This is a genomic window from Streptococcus panodentis, assembly GCF_017884005.1.
GTDB lineage: Bacteria > Bacillota > Bacilli > Lactobacillales > Streptococcaceae > Streptococcus > Streptococcus panodentis.
This window is the reverse complement of sequence record NZ_QFAY01000004.1, coordinates 105492-128562: the sequence shown is the minus strand read 5'-3', so window position 1 is coordinate 128562 and position 23071 is coordinate 105492. Positions and strand designations below refer to the sequence as shown.

The 23071-nt window shown below is 44.9% G+C and carries 27 protein-coding genes; 22 read left to right on the top strand and 5 right to left on the bottom strand.

Translation table 11 applies throughout. The features are described 5' to 3' along the window. The first annotated feature begins 52 nt into the window (after positions 1–52). From DHL47_RS03055 to DHL47_RS02960, 21 genes are all read left to right on the top strand, one after another. Positions 53–343 carry a hypothetical protein gene (locus DHL47_RS03055; RefSeq protein ID WP_209550856.1) on the top strand — a complete coding sequence of 97 codons (291 nt, stop codon included), beginning with the start codon at positions 53–55 and terminating at the stop codon, positions 341–343. Between the two features lie 26 nt (positions 344–369). Beyond that, positions 370–621, top strand: a complete 252-nt coding sequence (locus DHL47_RS13310) for a hypothetical protein (protein ID WP_245335529.1) — start codon at positions 370–372, stop codon at positions 619–621. A gap of 1 nt (position 622) precedes the next feature. Then, complete coding sequence (locus tag DHL47_RS03050; protein WP_209550855.1) at positions 623–850, top strand: TetR family transcriptional regulator; 228 nt, start codon at positions 623–625, stop codon at positions 848–850. An 89-nt stretch (positions 851–939) separates the two neighbouring features. Beyond that, entirely contained in the window at positions 940–1257 is a 318-nt protein-coding gene (locus DHL47_RS03045) for a hypothetical protein (RefSeq protein WP_209550854.1), read from the top strand. Positions 1258–1267: 10 nt separating this feature from the next. Then, positions 1268–1672, top strand: coding sequence for a hypothetical protein (locus DHL47_RS03040; protein WP_209550853.1), 405 nt, complete (start codon positions 1268–1270; stop codon positions 1670–1672). A 51-nt stretch (positions 1673–1723) separates the two neighbouring features. Next, positions 1724–3394, top strand: a complete 1671-nt coding sequence (locus DHL47_RS03035) for an FtsK/SpoIIIE domain-containing protein (RefSeq protein WP_209550852.1) — start codon at positions 1724–1726, stop codon at positions 3392–3394. A gap of 258 nt (positions 3395–3652) precedes the next feature. After that, positions 3653–4882, top strand: coding sequence for a replication initiation factor domain-containing protein (locus DHL47_RS03030; protein ID WP_209550851.1), 1230 nt, complete (start codon positions 3653–3655; stop codon positions 4880–4882). Next, positions 4879–5154, top strand: coding sequence for a hypothetical protein (locus tag DHL47_RS03025; RefSeq protein WP_209550850.1), 276 nt, complete (start codon positions 4879–4881; stop codon positions 5152–5154). The genes DHL47_RS03030 and DHL47_RS03025 overlap by 4 nt, the downstream gene beginning before the upstream one ends. Continuing rightward, positions 5141–5542, top strand: coding sequence for a hypothetical protein (locus tag DHL47_RS03020; protein WP_209550849.1), 402 nt, complete (start codon positions 5141–5143; stop codon positions 5540–5542). Before DHL47_RS03025 ends, DHL47_RS03020 begins: the two co-directional genes overlap by 14 nt. Positions 5543–5740: 198 nt before the next feature. Then, on the top strand, positions 5741–6013 hold the full coding sequence (locus DHL47_RS03015) for a hypothetical protein (RefSeq protein WP_245335528.1): 273 nt from the start codon (positions 5741–5743) through the stop codon (positions 6011–6013). Between the two features lie 93 nt (positions 6014–6106). After that, positions 6107–6364, top strand: a complete 258-nt coding sequence (locus tag DHL47_RS03010) for a hypothetical protein (RefSeq protein WP_209550847.1) — start codon at positions 6107–6109, stop codon at positions 6362–6364. Continuing rightward, the gene (locus DHL47_RS03005) at positions 6361–6837 is read left to right on the top strand and encodes a hypothetical protein (RefSeq protein WP_209550846.1); all 477 of its coding nucleotides are present in this window, start codon (positions 6361–6363) and stop codon (positions 6835–6837) included. Before DHL47_RS03010 ends, DHL47_RS03005 begins: the two co-directional genes overlap by 4 nt. 13 nt (positions 6838–6850) lie before the next feature. After that, on the top strand, positions 6851–7090 hold the full coding sequence (locus DHL47_RS03000) for an asparagine synthase (protein WP_209550845.1): 240 nt from the start codon (positions 6851–6853) through the stop codon (positions 7088–7090). Between the two features lie 74 nt (positions 7091–7164). Beyond that, a complete protein-coding gene (locus DHL47_RS02995) occupies positions 7165–8142 on the top strand; it encodes a conjugal transfer protein (RefSeq protein ID WP_209550844.1) in 978 nt (325 codons plus the stop codon). Positions 8143–8160: 18 nt separating this feature from the next. Further along, positions 8161–8391 carry a hypothetical protein gene (locus DHL47_RS02990; protein WP_209550843.1) on the top strand — a complete coding sequence of 77 codons (231 nt, stop codon included), beginning with the start codon at positions 8161–8163 and terminating at the stop codon, positions 8389–8391. Between the two features lies 1 nt (position 8392). Beyond that, the gene (locus tag DHL47_RS02985; RefSeq protein ID WP_209550842.1) at positions 8393–8803 is read left to right on the top strand and encodes a conjugal transfer protein; all 411 of its coding nucleotides are present in this window, start codon (positions 8393–8395) and stop codon (positions 8801–8803) included. Positions 8804–8812: 9 nt separating this feature from the next. Then, positions 8813–11338, top strand: coding sequence for an ATP-binding protein (locus DHL47_RS02980; protein ID WP_209550841.1), 2526 nt, complete (start codon positions 8813–8815; stop codon positions 11336–11338). 14 nt (positions 11339–11352) lie between these two features. Then, positions 11353–13224 carry a conjugal transfer protein gene (locus tag DHL47_RS02975; RefSeq protein ID WP_209550840.1) on the top strand — a complete coding sequence of 624 codons (1872 nt, stop codon included), beginning with the start codon at positions 11353–11355 and terminating at the stop codon, positions 13222–13224. Position 13225: 1 nt separating this feature from the next. Next, on the top strand, positions 13226–14332 hold the full coding sequence (locus tag DHL47_RS02970; protein ID WP_209550839.1) for a CHAP domain-containing protein: 1107 nt from the start codon (positions 13226–13228) through the stop codon (positions 14330–14332). Positions 14333–14384: 52 nt separating this feature from the next. Next, positions 14385–14639 (top strand): MerR family transcriptional regulator, encoded by a 255-nt coding sequence (locus DHL47_RS02965; protein ID WP_209550838.1) that lies wholly within the window; start codon positions 14385–14387, stop codon positions 14637–14639. 39 nt (positions 14640–14678) lie between these two features. Beyond that, positions 14679–15947 (top strand): tyrosine-type recombinase/integrase, encoded by a 1269-nt coding sequence (locus tag DHL47_RS02960; protein ID WP_209550837.1) that lies wholly within the window; start codon positions 14679–14681, stop codon positions 15945–15947. A 231-nt stretch (positions 15948–16178) separates the two neighbouring features. On the opposite strand, the gene DHL47_RS02955 is transcribed toward DHL47_RS02960, so the two are convergent. The 3 genes from DHL47_RS02955 to DHL47_RS02945 form a co-directional block, all read right to left on the bottom strand. Then, a complete protein-coding gene (locus DHL47_RS02955) occupies positions 16179–16403 on the bottom strand; it encodes a helix-turn-helix transcriptional regulator (RefSeq protein WP_209550836.1) in 225 nt (74 codons plus the stop codon). Positions 16404–16405: 2 nt separating this feature from the next. Further along, on the bottom strand, positions 16406–17008 hold the full coding sequence (locus DHL47_RS02950; protein WP_209550835.1) for a DUF3796 domain-containing protein: 603 nt from the start codon (positions 17006–17008) through the stop codon (positions 16406–16408). A 432-nt stretch (positions 17009–17440) separates the two neighbouring features. Further along, complete coding sequence (locus DHL47_RS02945; protein ID WP_128835101.1) at positions 17441–18415, bottom strand: acyltransferase family protein; 975 nt, start codon at positions 18413–18415, stop codon at positions 17441–17443. Between the two features lie 590 nt (positions 18416–19005). Between DHL47_RS02945 and DHL47_RS02940 the strand changes: the two genes are divergently transcribed. After that, entirely contained in the window at positions 19006–19944 is a 939-nt protein-coding gene (locus DHL47_RS02940) for an Rpn family recombination-promoting nuclease/putative transposase (RefSeq protein WP_209550834.1), read from the top strand. Positions 19945–20148: 204 nt separating this feature from the next. Here the strand turns inward: DHL47_RS02940 and DHL47_RS02935 are convergent, their stop codons facing one another. Both DHL47_RS02935 and DHL47_RS02930 read right to left on the bottom strand, forming a co-directional pair. After that, positions 20149–21186 (bottom strand): SepM family pheromone-processing serine protease, encoded by a 1038-nt coding sequence (locus DHL47_RS02935; RefSeq protein WP_128835103.1) that lies wholly within the window; start codon positions 21184–21186, stop codon positions 20149–20151. Positions 21187–21517: 331 nt separating this feature from the next. Next, positions 21518–22408 carry a hypothetical protein gene (locus tag DHL47_RS02930; protein ID WP_209550833.1) on the bottom strand — a complete coding sequence of 297 codons (891 nt, stop codon included), beginning with the start codon at positions 22406–22408 and terminating at the stop codon, positions 21518–21520. Positions 22409–23071 lie beyond the last annotated feature (663 nt).

Here is a 23071-nt window from a genome sequence, read left to right as displayed (position 1 = left end):
GGTTGTTTTTATCTACCATGTGATTGTATTTTAAGTTTGTAAGGAGGATAAAATGGATTTATTTGAAGAAATTCTGAATGAAACTTTTGTGGCTTTGGTTGTAGATGGGAATGAAAGCCGGTCTTTAAAGTTGTATGATAATTATGCTAGCACTGAATTTTCAGGCAGTGTCCGAAAAACAGAAGCTGGCTATGTCCTGAGGATTCAAGATCCTTTCTTTGGGGAAAGCCGGATTCTCAGGACAGATGACGCACGAAAAATTTATGACGAACTCTGGCAGCTGGAAGAAAGCTTGAGGAAAGTCCATGCAGCCATGTCAGACTATCGTCTTTGTTTTGATTAAAGAGGAAGGAGACTGAATGAATTGGAATGAATCATGATGTGGTAATTGCTTACTATCAATCGGGTTATCGTAGAATCTACGATAACTTTTTATTTTCCTTTGAAATTTATAAGACTAGTAAGCTGATGTTAAAGCGGCTCTGTAAAAGCAGCTTAGAGGCCTTGGAGCGATTGAGTAAACAATCTATCGAAAGGGATAAAATCGTGACACAGTCTCTCATGCTGCCGTATAAGAGACAGATTGAAAAGCAGTATCGAAAGCTACAGAGAGGAGTTTGAAATGGAATACTTTGAAAATCGTTTTGAGGGAATTATTGAGAGGTTCAGATTTTCCCTGCGGATGTATCGGGATGACCCGGCTCACTGTGAGCAATGCTATCAGGAAGGTCTGGGGGAAATGGATCGAATTTTTCACCGTCATGATTGTCATGACGGTTTTTCTAAGCGGTTAATGGACTGTCGAAACAGTTATAAGCGGCGCTTGAAAAAGGAATATTTGGGAATCTAGGGGGTGCATAGATGATATTGGCTCGTGCGCCAGCTGCTGCTCTTTAAGCAGAAGCAGAAAGAAAAAAACAAAAGAAATGAGGAATAAACATGGCGGATTTACAAAAGCTCCCAGTGGGACAAGAAGTGATTGGAAAGACAGGGCTCTTTGTCCTGCCTGGATTTACAGAACGACCAGCGACGACCTATGCTGACGCTTACCGCGACTTTGAAGTCAGTGGAGATGTGCAAAATGGGGTCCGGATTCGGGTCTATGGCCTGGAAAATTCAGACATTCCCAAAGACAAAGGAATGCAGAAGATTGAAAGCCTGACCGGGCTTATCATGACAATCGGTTCTGTCCGCTCTCGTGGTAAGTCCAAGGACGAGATTGTCTTTGAAGCGAAGAAATTGAAATTGGCAAAATAAGGAGGAAATTATGACTTTTGTAATTGAAAAATTTAATACCAGCACTGATCCTTACAATGTGGCAAACCTTGGTAAGCTGACCTTTGTCGGCTTCCGGGAAGCCTTTGAAATTTCCGAAGATGGGGAGCGAGAGGGTCGCGCTACCCACATTGAAGTCTTTTCTGAAAAGCTCAATGATGTGATTGGCTTGAAGTTGCCGGATGGCTACCAACCCGAAGAAGTTCCTTTCATGTCTGAAATCGAAGTGATTGGCAAGGCCAGTCCCTTTATCTATAATTTTAACCGGACGGTTAATCAACGAAATGCGGATCCTTATGAAGTCCGTTCTTATGGGTTTGCCTTGCGGGTAGATGGCTTTAAAAAGGCGACTGCTCCTGCTCCAAAAGCAGACAAGCCCCAAGAAAATAAAGGGTAAGACTGAATCGAATTGATTCGGTCTTTTTTATTGCCCTAGGAAGGAGGAAAGATGTCTGTTTTACGCTCCATTTTTCGTTACAAGGGGGTCCGGATTCGGCCTTGGATGATGAAAATTCCCTTAATCTTGTATAGCCTGCTGCTGCTTCCTGTTTGGCTGGCCCTGGGCTTCTTGCTTTACGTTCGTATGGGAGATGTCCAGGCTCTGAATCAGCCCCTGCTGTTGATGGCGGGAGCCGGATTTTTGCTGAACTTTTTCTTGGCGGCCTTTCTCAATCGGTTTCTGGAGGAGCGACTACTTTTTTGGAAAAAGCTTTTTCGCTTGAGTGTCTTGGCCCGCTATCTCTATGAGCGGGGCTACTACTACGAGAAAAAGAAGAAAGAAGCCGGCAAGAAAAGTAAAATCAGGTTCCCTAAGGTTTACTTGAGACAAGGCCGCTATGAATTGGAGGTCATGCTGGAGCTGTCCGGTTCTAAGTTCCAGGATCGGTTTTTAAAGCTGGGAGGGGAATTTGAAACGACCTTCTTTATGGACTATATCGAAGATACCTATGAAGAAAAGTTTATTGTCTATAAGCTGGCTTACTCAGCTTACCTCAACCGGATTCATGCACGAGATGTAAAAATGGTAAAAGGCAAAGGGTTAAAGCTATCCAAGTCTGTTTATTGGGATTTTGTGGAAAATCCCAACTTGCTTCTGGGCGGTGGAATTGGCGGCGGGAAGACCGTTTTCCTGCGCTCTCTCTTGGTTGGTGCGGGGAAAGAAGGCGCTGCTTACTTGTGTGACCCGAAACATGCAGATTTCGTTCCTTTGGCCCGACTGGATGTTTTTAAAGACCGGGTCTTTTATACCAAAGAGGACATTGTGGTCATGTATGAGCGATTTGAACAGATGATGGAGGCCCGCTATGCCTACATGAATCAGCTCATGGAGGAGCGAGGGGAGAAAGAATTAGGGAATTTTGAAAAGTATGACCTAAAACCGGTCTTTCTCATTCATGATGAGGTCAATGCCTTTATGTCTGCTCTTGATGGGAATGATTCTTATGGTTTATGGGAGCGATTCAGGAAAGCAGATGACAATGTGACCTTGAAGGGCCGTCAGGCAGGCTGTTATTTGATTAAAGCCTTTCAGCGCCCTGGCCGTGATGATTTGCCGCTGAAAATCCGCTCCAATATGATGTTCCATGTCACCATGGGCCGCCTAGATGAATATGCTTATGCGGCTATGTTTGGAGAGGAAAACAAAAATAAAAATTTCCGTAATGTCACTCATTTGGCAGGTAAACGGGTCTATGGCCGGGGCTATTGTGCCAATTTCGGTGAACAGGCTCAAGAGTTCTATGCGCCTTTGATTACCAAAGATTTCAATTTCTATGACCTCTTTGAAACGTATGAGCGGATTGAAAATCCCTTTGATCCTCTGGAGGCAGGCAGTCAAGGTCAGCCTGCACCGGATATTCCTTTGCCGGTGTCCGAAAATCGAATTTTGACCCGCAAGGAAGCCCTGCAGGTCCTGCAGGGGGACTTTTCTGACTTAACGGACCGGAATGTCCGGACGGTCTTTGACCTCTTAAAAGAGGGAGCCTATGTTTTTGAGACTGGAGAAGCAGGTAGTCCAGTCATCAAAGAAAAGGACTTGGCGGCTTTCCGTCAGGTTTTTGAGGAGAAGGAACGCTCTGACAAGTCTTACAAGCAGATTGTCCAGGAGCAGTTTGGCTAGGGAGAGAGCGAACAGCGCCAGCTTGAGCGGTGAGGCGCTGGGCGCTTCTCTCTAGCTGAAAGCAGCCGGCCGTGAGGCGGGCTGCTTTCATGTAACCCCCTGTATGTTAATAAGGGGGTTACGGTGAATCACAAAATCATGAATGCCTTGAAGCTCTAAGCCTCAAGGCGATTTTAAAAATTGCTGAAAGAGGGACTTTCAGCGGTTTTTAAAGTCGAAAGACGAAATGACTAAAAAAGGAAGGTGAATCTATGCTGTATGAAAGAGATTGAGACAAAGGATATGGAGAGGCTGCGGCTCTACTTAGGCTTTTCCAAGAAAGAGTTTAGTAAGCTCTTGACAGTTTCGCCTGCTACTTATAATCGCTACTTGGGAAAAGATACGGTGCCTTTTAAAAAGGTGGGCCTGCCCTTGCAGGAGCTGCTGGCACTGAATAAAGAAACCAGTGTCCGGTTGACGGGCCGGATTGACTATATCCGCTTCCGCTTTCGGACCTTGGACTGGCTGGGGGTGATAGATGAGGTCTTTGGTCTCAAGAAGAAACCCTTTATCCAGTATGACTTTGGCCGCTATGGCTATAGCGCTTTTGAGAATTTCAACTTTATCAACGTCTACCACTCAGAGAAAGATAGCGAGATGGGGACGCTGGTTGAGATGACTGGTCGGGGCTGCAGAGAGTTCGAGTGGTACTTAGAAAACGAGCAGAACGGCCGGACCTGGCAGGAGGTTTTAGAGGCAGCCTTGGCTTATGCCAAAAGGAAAAGCAAGTCTCCAGAGGAGGCGGCGGACTTTCTCAAGATTACCCGGCTAGATGTTTCGCTGGATGAAACTTATAACAAGGAGGAGGGGAACTATAACTTATATCAACTAAAAGAGAAAAAAGAGCGGGGTTTGATACAGTCTAAAATGCGCTCTTTCAAGTTCATTGACGGAGAAACACAGAATCGGGCAGACGGCTGCTCAGTCTACTTTGGCTCCAGACAATCAGCGGTCCTGCTCAATTTCTATGAGAAAGACTTTGAGCAGGTTCGCCAGTCCAAGGTTTCCTTGGATACCATCCGGGAGTTGTACGGTTATAAAAACCGCTATGAAGTCCGGATGTTTGGCGACAAGTCCCATGATTTCCTGCTGGAGTGGTGCTATCAGCGGGAAGATATGGCGAGAAAGGCGGTCGGGGTTATCAATGATAAACTCCATGTCTACGCCAGAAAAGGCAAGCGCCTGGTCTTAGATCCAGACTGGTACAAGCTCATGGGAAGCCTGAAAGCCTGTCAGTTTGTGACCGCTCCTCAGGAGGTGGCGATTGCAGAAAAGCAATACCGCTGGTATGAGCGGGTGGTGGCTGGCACTAGGAAGTTTCTGGAGGAAGTCGAGGCCGTCACTGGCTCTGGCCGGCTGGCAGAAATAGAAGCATATGCAGAGATTCCAGAAAAACGCTTGAAAGAACTGGAATGGCTGCAAGATGGGAGTAAGGAGGTAGCAGTTTGAAAAAGGTTGAATGTATCACAGAGGATTCTATGGCAGTTGTAGACCGTGAGCGCTTGTTTGTTCGAGTGGTTGGAAAAGCAGAGATGGTCTTTGCCAGTCAGTATTTCCCTACTTATCGGGGGTCTTATCGTTTGTTACAGATTCCGGTATTTGAGCCCAAGGGACGGCCTCGCTTTCTGCGGGATTGCGAGATTGATTGGGATCGCATGCCAGAAGGGGTGACGGCTTTGGTAGAAACCTTTAAGCAAAGGAGGGAAGATGACAAATCTTAGTTTATTATTGAAAAGTCAGCTGCAGGAGAAAGAGGATTTAACAGAGTTGTTGCGGCGGCTGGTGATTTTGATTCCGAATCGATTTTTTTATGCTCCAGATATTTATACGGAATATTACCAATTTTATCAGATTGATATTTCTGATTCGGTCCGGAAAGTCCGTCAATACAAGCGGGGGTCTGCTCAAGAGCGGACAGAAAAAGAGATGTTGTCTTCTTTGATTCAGCTTTATCATGAGGAATTGGAAGACCTTGCCAATCGGAAACGGCAACGCCTGTTGGAACTGTTGCTGCAGCAGGGCCGACAAGACCAGAAAGCTTCTATTCTGGCCTTGGCAGCCAAGTATCATATAGAGAAATGGCTGCTATCCTTAGAAAGTGAGAGGTAAGCAGATGTTTCGTTATATTTTTAATCCGCTCAGTCTGTTTGATTGGCTGCGTATGCAGAGCTTGCTGGTTTATGAAATGCAACAGCTGGTCAGAAATAGCAATCGGGGCTGTCTCATTGTATGGAACAGCTGCCGCCCTCCTCCTACCGTCTGAATTAGTTGGTATCAGAGAATTTGAAAGAAATGAGGAAAATACAGATGGCACAAACACGAAACGAAGTGGATAAGAAGGTCTTGGGTCTTGCAAAGGAAGCAGGGGAATTGTTGGCTAATTATAAGTATGGTGAAGCTTGGTCGGTCATGAGGCAGTTACATGGTCTGGTCAAGAAGAAAAATGCTTTGACTTTGCCGGACTCCATGGTGGAGGCTTTGGAAAAGCATATCAAGGACTACTATCATCAATATGACGTTATTACCCAAGCTCGCAAAGCCATGACCGCTATCGGTAGGAAAATGGGGCAGGTGGAATGATAGGGAGGCATTGCGCCCCTCTTTTTCATTTTAGAAAGTCCAAAGGTGTCAACTCTGAATGCTATTTATAATTTATGGTACTCTCGCTATAAGATGGGTGATACAATTTATCGTGAAAATCCTTGTATTGGTGCAAATATTGTGAATTGGCTGTTGTATGAATATCATTTGAATGAGCAGCCGAGCAAAGATTGGCTCATATCAATATTTAGACAACGTGCACCTTATTTACTTAAAAACATGTTCCATATTTGTTTTTATGTCGATCCGGATCGTTTTGACTATCATCTTTGGGCCAATCACCGAGAAGAAATTGAAGAAATCTTGCGAGATGTAGGAGGGGAATCATGATTGCTAATATTCGAGTATTGGAAAAAGACGGTAACATTCATACTCTCTGTCAGTTGGATTTAATGAAATTTAATATTGATCAGATCCAACAGCGCATGGAGGAAAGGGGAATCAAGGGAGAAAACTTTAAGGTCTGCGGTTTTTCAGATTGGGAAACCGGCCCTTATATTTCTCTGGAAGAAGCTTATCTTTTGAAAGGAAAGATAAATAATTGTTATGAAGGTGATGATTATTTGGTGCGGCATATGTTTCAGCAGCGGAAAACGTTTAATTTTGTCATGGCGCATTCGTTTAAGTTTGTGACAAAGGACGAGGTAGAGCTGATGAAACAACTTTTGAAGGGAGCGGATATGGACGAGGTGGTGGAATTTTTCTTTAAAGCCAATAATTGGGTAACGGCGATTCAGTCTTATATTCGAGCCGGTCAGGTGCTGTCTACCCCAAAAGGTTTTTATTTGGATGTTGGGTATTGAAAGGAGAGGGACAATGATCATTTACAGAATCCAGCAAGACCGGACTAAGAAAGAAAATCCTTACAGTGTCTGGTCTGGAGATGACTTAATTGAAGACCATTTATCCTATGGGGAGGCCCTTTATTGGACTTTTCGGGAATTGTCCGGGTTCGTCCAGTTAGGGTATTTGAACCAGGAACAGGCGGACAGCATGCGGGGAGATATTGAGGCTTATAATGCCTTTATCTTTCAGTTGATTGCTGTACCGCATTAAGTTTCCATTCTAACGGACAATTTTAAAAATGTCTGTTCTAGTGGAAAATAAATGCAAAAATGTAAAGGAGAGCCATGAAAAAATTATTGCTGATGTATGAACAGGTTCAGGACTTCTTCTCTCACTTTGTGAAGCGGGAGAAGAAGCCAAAAGCTGGCGGCTTGAAGGTTGTCAGTAAAAAGACGGTCAATCTTGCTATGCTGGCAGGATTGATTTTTATTTTGCTGGTCGGTCTGATCGGCGGGATTCGGGCTATGACTTTATCTAATAAAGTCACGAATCTGGAGCAGGCTGTTTCTAAGGCTCAGGCAAATCAGACGGTGAAACCGTCAGAAACAGGGGTAGACAATGCCTTGGAGTATTATCTCAATGATTTTGTTTACTACTACTTTGTTATCTCAGAAAATCCGTCTGAACAGGTGGAACAAGCCGAGAAGCTGAAAAGTTTCTATGGGTCTGAACCGGATATCCAGTCTCAGGGTCAGATGAAAAATCCCAGTGAGCTGATCTGGTATCGGATCTTGAGGGTCAAGGATAATGTGGCTACTTATCAGGTGCGCTACAAGCAGAAAGTTAAGGAGGGGGATGCGACCAAGGAAGAAGAAATTGCAACAGAATTTAATATCCCATACGGCCAGACCGATACAGGCTATTATGTCGCAGGGCTGCCCTGGTTCACTGCTTGGCAGTCTAATCAGGTAAAATCTGTCAAAGACGGCTTGAAACTGAATCAGTCTGATCGGGTGGATGAAAAAACCAAGAAGAAACTGGATAAGTTTCTGGAGGTCTTTTTCATTAATTACACGACCAGTCAGGATAATCTGGACTTGGTGGCCAAGGATATCAAGACTGTAAATAATACAGTTTTTAAAACACTGGACTTTTCCTACTATAAGGAAAAGAAGGGCGAGATTGTGGCTTATGTGCAGGTGACCTTTGAGGTCGCAGGTTCCAGTCATGCAGAAAATTTCACCCTTTATCTTTCTGAAAAAGGTAAGTCCTACTATATCAATAAGATGGATCATATGATTCCATCAAATTATGCAAAATAGAAAAGGAGAAATCATTATATGAATACAGGTGGATTGCAAGGCTTTCTTCAAGGAGATGGTTTTTGGCTTATAACTTTTATTGCGATTGTACTGGTCATTATGGCTTGGCGGAAAGGTTCCTTTGTTGATTTAGGGGTAACCATATTTTTCTATGCCGTTATTGCCATTTTGACAGGTGGGGGAAGGCAGCTGCTGAGTTTTGTTGGCTGGATTTTTCGTACCTTTTTGGGTTGGGAAACGGGGCTGTGACATGGATAAGGAGAGAATTTATGATTATAAAAGGGGTGTAAATGCCCCCTATTGGATTCAGGAAATAAAGACTAAAAAAGGTACGCGGATTTGGTATTTTGCTACTCCTATGCAGGTGTCCTTTTTTGTGGTCTTTGTCTTGGTCTTAATTGTCATGCTGACTTATCTCAATCCTATTCTCCAGCCGCTGAATAAGCTAACCCATTCAATTTCTTTCACTCTTTATTGGTATGTCCCTTATAAGCTGTCCAAACTCTACACAGAATATGAGCCGCAAGGCAAGAAAATGCACGTTTTTCTGCTGGATTGGCTCCGCTATTTCTGGGAGTATCGCTTAAATAAAAAAGCGATTTACCAGGGAAAACGGGTGGAAACATATGAAAAAATCGTATTTGAAAAAACAGAAATATAAGGAGGTTCAATGGCTACGACATTAGTTTACCCAATCATTCGGACACATAGCCATTTGGCTATGAAGCAGGACAAAAGCGTCATGGCCTTTTATCGTGTTCCAAATGTTCCGGTTACCATCACGGATAAAGATAAAAAGCTGGAACATAAAGTGGCGGTGGCTCAAGTGCTGCGGAAATTGGCCAAAAACAAATCCTTTGAAATCTCTCTGATTCCAAAGGATTTTTTGCTGGAAGAAAAGATGAAAGACTTTTCTGCGGCGCTGTCTCCAGACAGTCGGGAGCTGGGGGAGCAGCTGTTAGCTGATACTGTAGAAAAGCTGACGGATGAAATGGAGATACCTTACCAGTATGATTGGCTGGTTGGGGTTAATCTTCTTAAAGACACCCGGCAGACAAATTTGCAGAGCCTAGCGCTGGAGCGGTTCACAGAACTATCTGCTTTTGCGGCTAAGGGGGTTGGATATGAGCTGGAGATTCCTGAAAACTGGTTTGAGGACTACAAGACCAGTGAAGCAGCGGTCTATCAGATTCTTTCCAGTCTCAAGGTTCAGCGGCTGACAGATGAACAGTTGTTTTACTATCAGCGCATGCAGTTCTTGCGCTATATCCCGCACTTGCGGGAGGAAGTGACAGCTAACAGGAACTTGCTTAATGTAACAGACACTCTGATCAAGGTCATGGCTGGAGGCTTTCTGAAATTAGAAAGCCCATATGGTTCATCTTTTTTAACCATTCTTCCCATTGCGAAAACTCCTATTATCTTTAATGGATTCCACTTAGGGGAGTTTACGCAGCGGTTCGACTTTCCAGTTGAACTCAGAATTAATGCGGAGTTTCTGGATAAGACTTCTCTCAGAGGCCGTATGGAGCGCTCTAATAACCGTTTTGAGAATATCATGACGGAGGCAGAGAGTACGGCCACAGCCCAGCAAGATGAAATCATTCTGGGGGCTATGTCCCTGAAAGACCTCATGAAAAAAGTTGGTGATAAGAAGGGATCTATCCTTGAATATGGGGCTTACTTGATTGTGTCAGCTTCTAGTTTGCAGCAGCTGCGTGCCCGTAAGCAGACGGTGCTCAGTTATTTTGAAGATATGAATGTGGAGGTAAGTGAGGCGAGTTTTGATACGCCTTACCTCTTTCAATCCTTGCTGCATGGCAACCTGCTGGATAATAAAACGAGAACCTGGTCTCATTATGTGACACCTCGGGGACTGGCAGAACTCATGCCTTTTACCAATACCAAGGCTGGCAATCGCGTTGGTTGGCATATTGGCCGGGTAGACAACTACGTTGGCCAGTGGGAAAGCTTAGAGAAGGCCCAGCGTTCTTCAAAGAATATTGTTTTATTCAATGCGACGGTCGGGAATAAGGAAAACATTGCAGGCAAGCAGACAAAAAATCCTCATATTCTAATCACTGGTGCAACCGGTGAGGGGAAGTCTTTCTTGGCTGAACTAATCTTCACCTTAACTTCCTTGCAGAATGTCAAGGCGCTTTATGTTGATCCGAAAAGGTCGGTTAGAAAGCACTTTGAAGCGGTTGTCAAAGATCCAGATTTTAAAAAGAAACATCCGCTGCTGGCCAAACACATCAAGAGCATGAACTTTGTAACGCTGGATAGCAAGGATGAATCCAATCATGGGGCACTTGATCCTATTGTTATGCTGGATAAGGACGACGCTATTTCTGTAGCCAAGAATATGCTGAATTACTTGTTAAATTCTAACAAGAATATTAAGGTCACCATAGACCAGGTCACGGCTATTTCAGAAGCTATCACGGCTGTTGTAGAGCGCCGTCAGAAAGGCGAGACGGTCGGTCTGAAACATGTACTGGATTTGTTGCTGGAGAGCAGTGAGAAAGAAGTCCGGTCTGTTGGCCGCTTCTTAAACTCTGTTGTCCAAGGCTCAATTCTGGAGCTGGCCTTTTCTTATGGAGACGTGACAGGCTTGTCTTATGACAAGCGGGTGACGGTTCTGGAGGTGGCTGATTTGGCCCTGCCAGATGATAAGAAGCAAAATCAAGACGCAATCAGGGAGGACAAAGAAATTAATTCTACGGTCCTCATGTTTGCCTTGGGGGCTTTCTGTTCTCGCTTTGGAGAACTCAACCGTCATGAAGACACCATTGAGTTTTTCGATGAAGCATGGGTTTTGATGAAGTCGGCAGAAGGCCGTGCTATCATCAAATCTATGCGTCGGGTTGGCCGCTTCTTTAATAACATCTTGTGCCTCATCACTCAATCTGTGCATGATGCAGAGTCCGATGAAGACACAACCGGCTTTGGCACAATCTTTGCCTTTAAGGAAAAGAATGAGCTGCCGGATATCTTGGAACACGTGGGGCTGGAAGCGACCAAGGAAAATCTGGAATGGGTGAACAGCATGATTTCGGGTCAATGCCTGTACCGTGATGTCTATGACAATCTCAATATGATTACGGTCACAAATATTTTTGAGGGGATTGATCCATTGCTCAAACCAATGGCAGGTACGGTGTCTTCAGAATTGGAAAACAAATACGCAGCATAGAAAGGAGGGACAGCGTGCAGGAAATGTTTGAAAAACTAAAGGGAGTGGATATCTTCTCCTTGAAGTCTTATTTAGAAAAAACTGAATCTATTGAAACTTCTACAATAGCAATGTTAAATGAAGTCTTTGTCAACCTTCCTTTCTTCCTCTTGAATCTAGTTGTGGGGTTCTTCTCCCTCATGATCCGGATTTTCGAGAAAATAGACCTATACGGCTCTTATAAGCAGTATGTTTACAATGGTTCCAAGGCTATTTGGCAGTCCTTTACAGGGGCTGCTTCGGGAGTAGCCCAAGGGTCACTGGTCTTTATGCTCTTGATGGTGCTAGGTTTTTATCTGTTCTTTTGCTTTGTCTTGTCTAGCGGCTCTTTCTCCCGCAAGCTCCTACATGTCTTGGCTGTGGTAGCTTTGGGCTTTGCCTGGTTTGGCACGGTCTCAAACACCTCTGGGGGCCTCTATATATTGGATACGGTTGATAGTATAGCTGATACAGCAACCGAGCAGATTGCCAATATTTCTGTACCTTATGGAGATAATCAAAATCTGAAAATTGGGGAATCAATGGCAGACAGCTACATAGCAGAAACAAGCTATAAGGCCTATCTCTTTGTCAATACCGGTCAGGAAAATGGCAAATACAAGAATAGGCAGTCAGGAAAAGAAGAATCCTTTGACGATTCCAAAGTCTTAGGCAGTCTGGATAATTCGGGCAAGTTTAAAGCCGTTTCTAGTAAAGATAGGGCTGATTATGTTGATGATATGGGGAATAAAGCCAATGATGATGAAGAAAAAAATCGCTGGGTTTCTGCGGTATTCGATTTCATGTTTATTAAATTGTTTTATGTGTTCTTTAAAACTATAGAGGCCATTGTCATTGCCATTCCTATTATTCTGATTCAGCTGCTCAATCTCATTGCTCAAAGCCTAGTGCTGATTATGATTCTGCTCTTTCCAGTCGCTCTTTTGGTCTCTTTCATTCCTCGCATGCAGGACATTCTCTTTGGGGTCTTTAAAATCATGTTTGGCGGTCTGGCCTTTCCAGCCATTACCAGCTTGTTAATCCTCTCTATTTTCTATCTGGAGAAGATGATTGAAGGCTTGCTTATGCAGGGCTTTACAGGAGCGATTAAAGACTATGGCTCACTGTCTACCTTTAATGGTTTGTTCCGCCTGATGGTGGGCGTTGTCGGGAAAGCTATTGTTTATTTTCTGATTTGGAAGTACAAGGCCCAGCTGATTGAGGTTTTGCTTGGTTCTCGGGCTAAAATTGTAGTTAATCAGGTAGATGACCGCATGAGGCAAACCATGACAGAAGGCAAAGACCGGCTGGTGGAAGCCTCTGCCAATGCCTTTGAAGGGGCGCAAAAGTCCACGGCCTTTCTGATGGCTGGGGCTGGTTTTGGTGCTGGTGCGTTGGCTCAGTCTGGCAAGTGGCTCAGCAACTGGTTTTCAGGTGGCCGGCCTATGTCAGAGGAAGAACCAGAGATGCCCGCTGGAGACAGTGCTCCTGATCTGGAAGATGAATCAGGAGTATCAGATATCGCTCAAAGTTCGCCAGATACTCCAGGAGTGGCAGATTCTCCTTTCACTTATGAGGGGGTGGATTATGAGCAGGTCAAAGCGGACAGCCGGACAGAGCAGGACCGGACAGAGTTTGAGGAACTGCAAAGCAAGCGTCTGTCTAATCGGGACAAGCGCAAGGTGGATAGGCTGGAGAAGGAATTAGAGAATTACCAAGAATCAGAGGCTATGTATGAACCTCAAGGCTCTAATCCCTTTATCCGCAACTATCGCAAAACACTTCCAAAAGATGAATTGCTGAAGAATAATATCCGTCGAAAAAATGATATTATCGAGGAATTGAGTAGATTGAGAGGAGAGGGCTAAGATGAAAAAACTATTTGGCTTCGGCCTGGTCTTGTCCTTCTTTTCTCCTTTGTTGCTGGTCTTGGTTATCGTCGGGGCCATGGCCGGGAATCCTGATTCAAACACTGCGTCAGAGGTAGACGGTGTGACCTATGTAGACCATTGGTCAGACGGTGATGCCTATACTCATAACCTCTTGGCTCAGCGTTATGGGATTACAGCAGAGCAGCTGGATGGTTTCTTGGATTCAACAGGAATCAAGTATGATAAGTCCAGAATCAACGGCAAAAAGCTCTTAGAATGGCAGGCGGCTTCTGGTCTGGATGTCCGGGCCATTGTGGCCATTGCTCAGCTGGAAAGCTCGTTAGGTACGGCTGGTGTTGCCACTCAAAAGGGGGCGAACATGTTCGGTTATGGGGCTTTTGATTCCAATCCGGATAATGCAGCCAATTTCAATGATGAAGCTGCGGTCACTGGTTTGACAAAGACGACCATCATTCAGAATAAGAATGAGACATTTAAGATTCAGGATGACAAGGCCAAGAAGAATGCGGCAGGAACACTGAATACAGCCTCAGAAGGCGGTGTTTATTTCACAGATACTTCTGGCAGTGGCAAGCGCCGGGCGGAAACCATGGAAAAGCTGGATAAGTGGATTGACGACCATGGCGGCACACCTAAAGCGCCTCAGAAGGCGGTGGCTAAAACCAGAGACGGCGGCGGTGTCACTTCTGCAGGTGTACCTGATGGCTATAGCCTATCTAAACAGATAGATACTTCGGGTTATATTGCTGCTTCTTATCCTTATGGTCAGTGCACTTGGTTTGTCTTTAATCGAGGCAAAGAGCTAGGGGTGTCCTTTGACCCTTATATGGGGAATGGAGGCGACTGGAAGCATAAGACAGGCTATCGAACGACCAATACACCGACGGAGCGGGCGGCACTGTGCTTCTCACCTGGTCAAGCTGGAGCAGATACTACATATGGCCATATCGCCTTTGTGGAGCAGGTTAAGTCGGATGGATCAATCCTGATTTCAGAAGCCAATGTCAAAGGGCTGGGAGTGATTTCCTATCGCACTTTTGACAAGGAAACGGCCGGTCAGTTTACTTATGTGATTGGTCATTGATGAAAGCAAGTCTAGAAAAGTGGCTTGCTTTTATTTTTTGTAAGGAGGAAAGATGAATACTGAACTGAAATTGCAAAATATCGAAAATTTGCTTGGACTTCTGGTAGAGCTTATTCAGAATCAAGCTAAGAAAGAAGGATATCATATAATCCTTACCCAAAAGGAATTGTTGACTTTGTTGGAAATTTCACCCAACACTTTAAAATCTTGGGAAAATAAGGGGTTGAGAAGGTTGGAACCGCCGATTGAAAATACCAGAACGGTTTTTTATAAATTGGATGAGGTGATTCAATTTCTGACACCTTAATTTTAGATATGTTAAAATAAATTCAACTGTGGAGGCTCCATGAAAAGAAAAATTGTGAATCACAACAATAGAAAAGTAATCAAAATCATAAAGAAAGATAATTCTATTAGCTACACTGTGCGAGGGGTTTATCTTGGCATAGATGTAAAAACTGGAAAAAAAGTTACTACATCTATTACAGCCAAGACTTTGAGGAGCTTGGATAAAAAGATTAATCAGGCTAAGCTTAATTTTGAAAGCAATGGATCTACTCTAAAAGAGAATGTAGTTATTACAACTTTTGAAGAACTTTGTGAATTTTGGTTTGCTAGCTATGTTACATGGGTGACGTCTCAAAATACAATTAATCGGGTCAGAGGATATCTGTATACTTATATTATTCCTAAATTTGGGAGTTATAAGCCTGATCAGATTAAGTCTGCTGATGTGCAATTATGGGTGAATCAGTTGGCAAAGCTGTCTCAAGAATCTATTGATTTGGGTACTTTGCAGGCACAAAAGGGATCTGCTAAAGATTTTGGAGCAGTCGCTCATAAGCTGGAGGATATTTTTGATTTTGGTATTGTAAATTTTGGATTGCAACAAAATCCAGTTACAGGTATAAAAATCCCCCCTAAGCCTAAAGCAAATAAAAATAGGGTGATGGTTTTGCATGATGATGATTTGAGAAAGTGGCTTAACTTTCTTGATACTTTGCAAAGCACTAGAGCTAATAGGCGTTTTATTGTTATTTGTAACACTCTTTTAGCTTCCGCTCTCCGTATTAATGAATTGTTAGCGTTAGAAATTGATGATTTGATTTTTGAAACTAATGAAATTAAAGTTAGTAAGACGCTCATGTGGAAACCAGGAGATAAGAAACTTGGAATTAAAGGTAAGATGATTTGTAAAAATACTCCAAAAACAGATGCTGGAAATCGTAAAGTTTCTGTTCCTTCTGACATTCTTGTAGAACTCCAGAGTTTCCATAATGAAATGAATCAATACTTTGATAAGCATGGACTCCCTCACTCAAACTTGATTTTTCCAACAATTTATGGTAATTATATGTGTGATAGAAATGAGCGGTCAACACTTAAAAGGCGATTGATGTCGCTTGGCTTGCCGGACTATGGATTTCATTTATTTCGCCATACTCATGCTTCTATGATGTTGAATGCAGGCTTGAATTGGAAAGAATTGCAAGCTAGAATGGGACATAAATCAATTTCAACTACCATGGACACTTATGCTGAATTAGCTCCTAAGAAGAAGCATGAAGCGGTCAATATTTATCTTGATAAGTTGAATGAATTACATAAAAAGTGAATGACTACATTTTTGACTACATTTTCTATTAAGAAAAAATTTGAAAGCTGAGTAATGTTACTATAGCAATGTTTCTGGCATGATTGAAATGAGTATATTTTATTATTACGGAAGTAAAATAATTAATATGACAAAAGCCCTTGAAATCACCTGATTTCAAAGGCTTTTTCTTTGCTCTTCAGCGGCATCATCGCATGGGCAGGGGGCAGAAAAGCGAACGGATTCCTCTGATTATAGCCCTTCTTTCCGCCTCAGCTCAAAAAGCTCTTCGACTGTGAGCCCAAATACCTGAGCGATTTTAAGAGCCATTTCCAGCGAGGGATTGTAGCGATTGTTTTCCAGATGCAGAATGGTCTCACGGCGCATGCCGATGCGGTCGGCCAGCTCCTGCTGGGTCATGCCCTTAGACTCGCGGACGGATTTGAGATTGGTGATAATCTTGCTTTCTTTGGCCATGTTCAGCTCTCCTTCTCAAAGACAAAGAAGGCAAATCCAAAGAGCAGGACCAGGACGCCAATGGCGATGAAGAAGAGACCGGCATTGACTGCGATGGATCCCCGAACTGCGCTGATAGCTGCAAACAGCAGCAAGGTCAGCACGCAAAGAACAAACATCAGCGTTGCCGCTTTGCCCAGATTGATGTAAAAGCGTTCATCTGCCTTTTCTTTGACCTTTTTCAAAGCGAAAAAGAGGAAAAAGAGCAGCTGGATAGCGAGGAGAGCCCCCAAGGCAATATCCTTTATCAGGGAGGGCTGGGTGCTCGGCGTCCACAGCCAGACTCCGACAGTATAGATAGAGGTTGCCGCAAGAGTCAGCAGACTATAAAATTTAGCGGTCAGGTTATAGACCTGCTTTTCCTTAACTTCTTTAATCTTTTCTGGCCACGGTTTCATGTGCAGCCAGCCCCAGACAGCTGCCAGCTGGCCCAGCCCAGCCAGACCGACAATCGCCCACTTGGCTGCCCAGCTGAGGTTGCCGGAACCAAAGAATACAGTAAAATCAATAAATAGAGCAGTGGCAATCATTGCAAGCAGACCGCCCGTTTTTTGTTTCTTTTTCATGATTGACTCCTTTCGCTATGTTAGAAATAATTCACTTCTTTATGTTATAAATATATCACCTTTCTCGGAGAAATGCAAGAGATTGCAGGCAGTCTTTTAAAAAAATTACCAAAACAGCCCCACATCCAACGGAAATCAACTTCTCCACCCATAAAGAGGCTGCCAGCCATTCCCTTGCCTGGCCCAGGGCAAAAAGAAAAAGCCTGAAAACAGCTGAGCTGCTCATTCAGGCTTGATACAATCAGAAACTGCATTTCCTTTGACCGCTTCTTCGAGGCCGGGACAAAAGTACCCAGCTTCGTATAGTCCATTCGATTGTTTGATGTTCCAGACGCAGTGGTTAGGAAGTTCTGTTGTTGACTTTAGTCAACCGGCATTTCCCCTGCACACGGGACGGCTGACTGAGTGTCATCAGAAAGAGAGTCGATAGTACTAACGGGCAGCAACGGCATTGTAGACCATCGGCTTGACGATTTTCTGGCAGCCGATACTCATCAGATAGGACAGCAGGAAAATGATAAAGACGCCAAAGCTGTAGACGGTATTGCGAGGCATCAGCAGCCTAAAAAGGAAGATAATAAAAGGATGGATGATATAAATCATGGTGGCGTATTTTTTGGCGATATTATTCAGGATAGGGATATTGATATTGCGGGAATTTCTGATGGCATAGAGGAAAATGGCACTGGACAGAAAAAGTGTGCTGGGATAGAGGTCATACTCCGTCCCGATAAAGCGGTACTCCAGCAAGATCATGCCGGCGATGCCCAGGCCCAGGCCCCATTTCTGCACTGCAGACAGCTGATAAGACAAGATGCGCTCCCGATACCGAGCGAACTGCATTCCTGCGATAAAGAAGGGGAAGCCAAGAAAGAGAAAGTTGCGGTAGTAAAATTCATTGTCCGTGCTGAATTCTATGCAGAAAGCTGCCGCCAGCAAGAGCAAGGATACCCCAAAGGTAGACAGGTGGTGAAAATGCTTATAAAAGAGGAGATAGAGCAGATAAATGTAGGAAATAGCCAGCAGATACCAAGTCGGTGTCCCGGCTGATCCGATTAATTCTTTGGGACTGTTAAAGAGGAAAAAGTCTATAAAATCAGTTGCTTTCAGCTCTGCCAGTTTCTCTGCCAAACCTTCCCTCGCCGTCAGATTGATCACATGAACCGCACCATAAAAGAGAAAACTGCCTGCGGTCAGAAGCAGCATCTGCTTAAGCCGGCTCTTTACTTTCTCCCTTGAGATATGAAAGGAGAAATAGCCCGACAGCATCATAAAGAAGGGAACGGCAAAACGGGCTACAATCTGATAAAAGTCCCCAAATTCCCCGGGCAGCAGAAAATGCAGGGTCACAATACTAAAACATGCCAAGGCCTTGACAGCATGCAGGGTCGTATTTTCAGTTTTCATCGCTGGTTTCCTCTCATTCAGCAGCATTCAAGATAGCAGCTTTGTGCCTAGTACTCATTCTGTTTTAAACTCACAGCTCCTCATCGCCTTGCTTCGGCAGGCTGTTGGAGGAGGCGGGTGGGGAAGGGCGGCGGGACAGACTCCCATGATGGCGGCGCCCTCACCCGCAAAGGGGCGTCTCTTTGATAAGGTACTGCATAGGATCCACTCTCCAGTACAGCTGAGACTTCCTGACGGCTGTTTCTACTCCAGACAGTGCTCTCAAAAGTCAGAGAGAGACCCCTAGATTTTTCTCTGTGAATCTCATAGATTGAGTCTAACTTGCTGAACATTATAGCATTTCTCTTGTTCCATTCTGAATACAGACTATTACGCTCACATTAAAAAATGCTTCATTTTATGACAGGAAAAATGAAGCAGCATTGACTGTCAGGAAATGAACAGCAGCGCCGCTGGCGGCTTCCTTCAAAAAGGGTGTTCTGCATTGCCACACTTCCTTTAATAAGCTTCGAAAAATAGCAGCAGCTCGCATTTTTCTTCTGCCTTTTGCGAATAATGTAAGTAAGAGCACAAAACGGAGAGGAGAAAAAATGAATCCGCAAGAGAAAAAGGCAGTGCGCCACCCCAACCTGTCCCCGACCATGGACATGGTTGCTAAAAAGATTTTTCATCAGGAACGGCTGACCGCAGACTTTGTCAGAAGCGTACTCAAGCTGCCGGTAAAGTCTGTCGAGATCCTGGAGGGAACGCAGATTCAGCTGGAAGAGTACGATCATCTGGGCTTTTACACTGCTGTAGATGTCCGAGCCCAGCTGGACGATGGGACACAGATTATTATCGAAGTTCAAGTGACCAAACAGCGCGCCTTTATCAATCGCCTCATGGCCTATATCGCCAATCAGATTGCCAGCAATCTGAAGCGAAACAAGCAGGATAAAGCGACGCATACACTGTATTCGGAGATGAACCCCGTCTACTGCATTGCCATTCTGGAGCAGGATTATTTTGCAGACGGGCGCGCTTTCCGCACCATTTCACTCAGGGATGATGAGACCGGAGAGCCCCTGCTTTCCGACTTCAAAGACAGCCGGAGCCGTCCGCCGATGGCATTTGCATTCTTGGAACTAAGCAAGTATAATAGAGATAAGGTAGCGGATTACAATCTGCAGAAATGGTTCGAATTCTTCCGCAATCAGCCTTTTGACATCCCGACGGACCCTGTCATCAAAGAGGCCGAGGAACTTTTGGACCAAACGCGCTGGACCAAGGAGGAGAGACAGATGTTTGATGAGAAACGCAGGCAGCAGGACCACTATGAGGCCACTATGGCCCAGATTTATTACGAGCATGAGCTGGCCATTCAGGAGGAGCGTGAGAAAGGACTGAAACTAGGTGTCCAACAGCTCGTCCTAGCCATGCTGAAAAATGGGGCCAGTCCGCAAACTATTGCCCAGCTGACCGATATTCCCGAAGAAAAAGTGAAAGAAATTGCCGAGAGGGCAGACATGTCCCAAGCTGAAATCGGGTAGATTGCTGAACAGAATGTGATTGGATGACAGTCTGCCAATCCAGACGGGCTGATGATGAGAAAGAACACAAGGAGGCCGAGACATTGCAGTGTCTCGGCCTCCTTGTGCTCTAGTATTGTCATGTTCTGTCTTTTTTATCCTAGTATACGGGTAAATCCACGGATTCTCAACCGAGGGGCTTTTCATATTGTCTCAATGACGATATTACTCCATCTCCCGCAGATAGTTCAGAGCCTCATCAAAGGTTTTGACGGGAACAATCTGCATCTTGCTCTTGATGCGGATAGCGGCGCGCAGGGCTTCATGGTAGTTGGAGCGCAGTTTCGGATTGTACTGGGCAATCTCTGGATCAATGCTGTCGTCAGGAACGAAGAAAATCTGAGCTCCTGCCTGATCAGCGGCCCGGACTTTCATTTCCACTCCGCCGATTCGGCCGACGTCACCCTTATGGTCGATAGTCCCAGTTCCGGCGATCACCTTGCCTTTGGTGATATCCTCTGCCACCAGCTGATTGTAAAGCTCCAGACTGAACATCAGTCCGCCTGAAGAACCACCGACGCCATTGCTCTTAAAGGAAGCCAAGGGATTCATCAAAACGCTGGCTACAGAGCCAAACTCAACCCCCAAACCGGGCTTGCCAGTTACTTCATCAACAATCAAGGGAGCGCTGGCCAGACCGATCACACCTCTGCGGCTGTACTCAATGCTGACGACATCGCCGACTTTGCGCTGCTCCATCTGGTCTACAATATCATAGGGGCTGCTGTAGCTTTGATTGTCAACCTTGAGAATCAAGTCGCCCTGCTGCAGCTCCTTAGCCAAAGCCGTGTCTCGGCTGACACCGTTAACATAGATGTTCTTATGAACGACTTCCACCGGCCGATTGGCCGCCCGATAAGCAACCTGCAGGGCATTGAGCTGGGAGGAGGCCATGGTGCTGTTCTCCAGCTCTTCCCGCTCTTTGTCCTTGTCAAAGTAATTTGCCGGTGCATTGATAAAACTCGGCTCCAGACTGTAGTCAGGCAGCAGGGCTAAAAGAAGGCTAAAAACTCGGGCTTCAGAAACACCGACCGCCAGCAGATAAATTTCACCGCTTTTCTGACTGCTGCCTCCTTGAATCTGGACAAAGTCTTTGGCATTCATAGCCGGACTTAAACGTTCCAATTCATAACCGGGCAGCGGGATAAAGCCGATACCGGCTAGCAGCAAAACAGCTAGTAAAATTCTTCCCATCGATTTCATAACTTTTATTCTCTCCTATTATAGTCTTTTCGTTTGCTTTTAGCAGTGAGGCGGTGGGACAGTTTCAGCCTATCGCTTAACATACAGGACGATAGGGCAGCGAGTTGCTCAAAACCTCCCGTGGAGGTTTTGAGGTGGCAGATAAAGCTTCCGTGAGGCAATCTCAAAAGTACGACAAGGCCAGCTGACAAAGTAATAAAAGAGAAACTAAATGACGATGCATACTGCATTTGCTCGATCTCCAGCCTAACTGTTTCTTTTTCGGGTTTCTCAGCTCAGGCTAGTCTGTTGGAGCCTCGCGGGCTGGGTTGCTTTGGGTGTTCAAAGAGATTTACTCTCCGAAATCAGCAACATCCCAGTCCTTCTCCATCAAGCTGTTTGCAAAAATGGTCCGTGCCGACAGGGAAAAGGTATAAAAGCCGCTGGCCAAGATCAGGGCAGGAAGCAGCAATATACCGTAAATGAGGGACTGATAGCCGCCAAAGCTTGCAGTGAGGAAGGGAACCGCTGCCATGAGCAGGAAATGATAGAGGTAGCAGCCCAGCATGGCTGCAAGCATCAGGGAAAAGCTGAGCAGCACATAGCGGCCTCTGTAACCATCCATGAGTGTGACCGACTTTTTCAGACAGCCCATGAAAGACAGGGGTCTGGATAGATTGTCAGCTGAGCTGGTATCCTGAATGATATAGGGCAGCAAAAAGAAATGCGAATCAACCAAGAAGGTAAAGAGCAGATAAAAGACCATGAAGAGAAAAGGAAAGAGAAACTGAAAAATCACAACGGATTCAGGGCTGATGGCCAGCCGATAAAAAGTGAAAAGACTGGCAACTCCGAGGCTGACTCCAATGGTCGTCCAGCCCATGTACAGGAGCAGAACCTGCACAGCACTGACGATAAAAGAATAGAGCAGACGGGTAAAAAAACCGTCCGATATGCTGTACCAGATGCCGGGCCCCAAGTAGAGTTTGACCAGATACGGGCTGCGGACCATGGTCAGGGAGAATTTATTGATATAGGCCAAACCAAAGGCGATGAGAAAGGCCAGGCAGGTCAAAATGAGAATTGACTGATAACTCCAATTGGAAATATGGAAAAAGAGAACAGCTCCCAGCAGCACCAGCGGAATGCCGATCAGCAGCAAACCGCCCAGCCAGACAAAATAGTAATCAGTCATAGAAACCCAAGCCCGCTTGAGAATCCTGAATACTTTAACTTCATTCATAATGTATCATCCTAATACTCAAAGAAAATCAACTGTTGAAAAGGGATAAGAACCAGGTCAATGTCAACGGGCGATAAATCGTCTCATTGACCTGCGAGAGTCCTGAACATCAGTCCGGGAGACTGTTGAAGCTGACGGATAAAGCAAAAGCAGTTTGTATCAGCTTGTCTTCATCAAAGAGATTGAACACAGACCAAAAGCTCCAGCGAAGCCTTTGAGCCGGTGAATGAAACTTCCGTAAAGAGTGACATCTTCGATTTTCAAAGAGTATATAATCTTTTAGTTTGCTTTTAGTCGTGAAATGGCCTGAGAGTGAGGCTGGGACAAAAGTCCTTCAGTCTCGCTTTGTTTTGGAAAAAAACTCTTGACGCGGTAGCTGATTGCTCAAAAGCTCCAGTGGAGGTTTTGAGATTATAGATAGAGCTTCCGAGAGGAAGCAACAAAAGCACTGCTTTGAGGTTGCGGATAGGACTTGCGAAGCAAGTCTCAACTTTGTTCGTCTTTTAGACTCCAAAAAGCTCCTAATCATCCTCGCGGGGCTGGGACAGAACTAAATTTTTTCAAAATTTAGTTCTGTCCCACCGCCTGTCCCACCGCCAAGCCCCTGCCCAAAAATTCAAAAGCAGGGAAGGTTCGGGGAACCTTTTCACTCCCCCGACCTGT

What these genes read in the sequence shown, in the direction of transcription:
- DHL47_RS02995 (WP_209550844.1), top strand. Translation starts at nt 7,165, where the DNA reads ATGAAAAAATTATTGCTGATGTATGAACAGGTTCAGGACTTCTTCTCT.
- DHL47_RS03010 (WP_209550847.1), top strand. Translation starts at nt 6,107, where the DNA reads ATGGGTGATACAATTTATCGTGAAAATCCTTGTATTGGTGCAAATATT.
- DHL47_RS03015 (WP_245335528.1), top strand. Translation starts at nt 5,741, where the DNA reads ATGGCACAAACACGAAACGAAGTGGATAAGAAGGTCTTGGGTCTTGCA.
- DHL47_RS02935 (WP_128835103.1), bottom strand. Translation starts at nt 21,186, where the DNA reads ATGAAATCGATGGGAAGAATTTTACTAGCTGTTTTGCTGCTAGCCGGT.
- DHL47_RS02990 (WP_209550843.1), top strand. Translation starts at nt 8,161, where the DNA reads ATGAATACAGGTGGATTGCAAGGCTTTCTTCAAGGAGATGGTTTTTGG.
- DHL47_RS03040 (WP_209550853.1), top strand. Translation starts at nt 1,268, where the DNA reads ATGACTTTTGTAATTGAAAAATTTAATACCAGCACTGATCCTTACAAT.
- DHL47_RS02940 (WP_209550834.1), top strand. Translation starts at nt 19,006, where the DNA reads ATGAATCCGCAAGAGAAAAAGGCAGTGCGCCACCCCAACCTGTCCCCG.
- DHL47_RS02970 (WP_209550839.1), top strand. Translation starts at nt 13,226, where the DNA reads ATGAAAAAACTATTTGGCTTCGGCCTGGTCTTGTCCTTCTTTTCTCCT.
- DHL47_RS02960 (WP_209550837.1), top strand. Translation starts at nt 14,679, where the DNA reads ATGAAAAGAAAAATTGTGAATCACAACAATAGAAAAGTAATCAAAATC.
- DHL47_RS02965 (WP_209550838.1), top strand. Translation starts at nt 14,385, where the DNA reads ATGAATACTGAACTGAAATTGCAAAATATCGAAAATTTGCTTGGACTT.
- DHL47_RS03030 (WP_209550851.1), top strand. Translation starts at nt 3,653, where the DNA reads ATGAAAGAGATTGAGACAAAGGATATGGAGAGGCTGCGGCTCTACTTA.
- DHL47_RS02945 (WP_128835101.1), bottom strand. Translation starts at nt 18,415, where the DNA reads ATGAAAACTGAAAATACGACCCTGCATGCTGTCAAGGCCTTGGCATGT.
- DHL47_RS03005 (WP_209550846.1), top strand. Translation starts at nt 6,361, where the DNA reads ATGATTGCTAATATTCGAGTATTGGAAAAAGACGGTAACATTCATACT.
- DHL47_RS02955 (WP_209550836.1), bottom strand. Translation starts at nt 16,403, where the DNA reads ATGGCCAAAGAAAGCAAGATTATCACCAATCTCAAATCCGTCCGCGAG.
- DHL47_RS02985 (WP_209550842.1), top strand. Translation starts at nt 8,393, where the DNA reads ATGGATAAGGAGAGAATTTATGATTATAAAAGGGGTGTAAATGCCCCC.
- DHL47_RS03000 (WP_209550845.1), top strand. Translation starts at nt 6,851, where the DNA reads ATGATCATTTACAGAATCCAGCAAGACCGGACTAAGAAAGAAAATCCT.
- DHL47_RS02980 (WP_209550841.1), top strand. Translation starts at nt 8,813, where the DNA reads ATGGCTACGACATTAGTTTACCCAATCATTCGGACACATAGCCATTTG.
- DHL47_RS03020 (WP_209550849.1), top strand. Translation starts at nt 5,141, where the DNA reads ATGACAAATCTTAGTTTATTATTGAAAAGTCAGCTGCAGGAGAAAGAG.
- DHL47_RS13310 (WP_245335529.1), top strand. Translation starts at nt 370, where the DNA reads ATGAATCATGATGTGGTAATTGCTTACTATCAATCGGGTTATCGTAGA.
- DHL47_RS03035 (WP_209550852.1), top strand. Translation starts at nt 1,724, where the DNA reads ATGTCTGTTTTACGCTCCATTTTTCGTTACAAGGGGGTCCGGATTCGG.
- DHL47_RS03055 (WP_209550856.1), top strand. Translation starts at nt 53, where the DNA reads ATGGATTTATTTGAAGAAATTCTGAATGAAACTTTTGTGGCTTTGGTT.
- DHL47_RS03050 (WP_209550855.1), top strand. Translation starts at nt 623, where the DNA reads ATGGAATACTTTGAAAATCGTTTTGAGGGAATTATTGAGAGGTTCAGA.
- DHL47_RS02930 (WP_209550833.1), bottom strand. Translation starts at nt 22,408, where the DNA reads ATGAATGAAGTTAAAGTATTCAGGATTCTCAAGCGGGCTTGGGTTTCT.
- DHL47_RS03045 (WP_209550854.1), top strand. Translation starts at nt 940, where the DNA reads ATGGCGGATTTACAAAAGCTCCCAGTGGGACAAGAAGTGATTGGAAAG.
- DHL47_RS02950 (WP_209550835.1), bottom strand. Translation starts at nt 17,008, where the DNA reads ATGAAAAAGAAACAAAAAACGGGCGGTCTGCTTGCAATGATTGCCACT.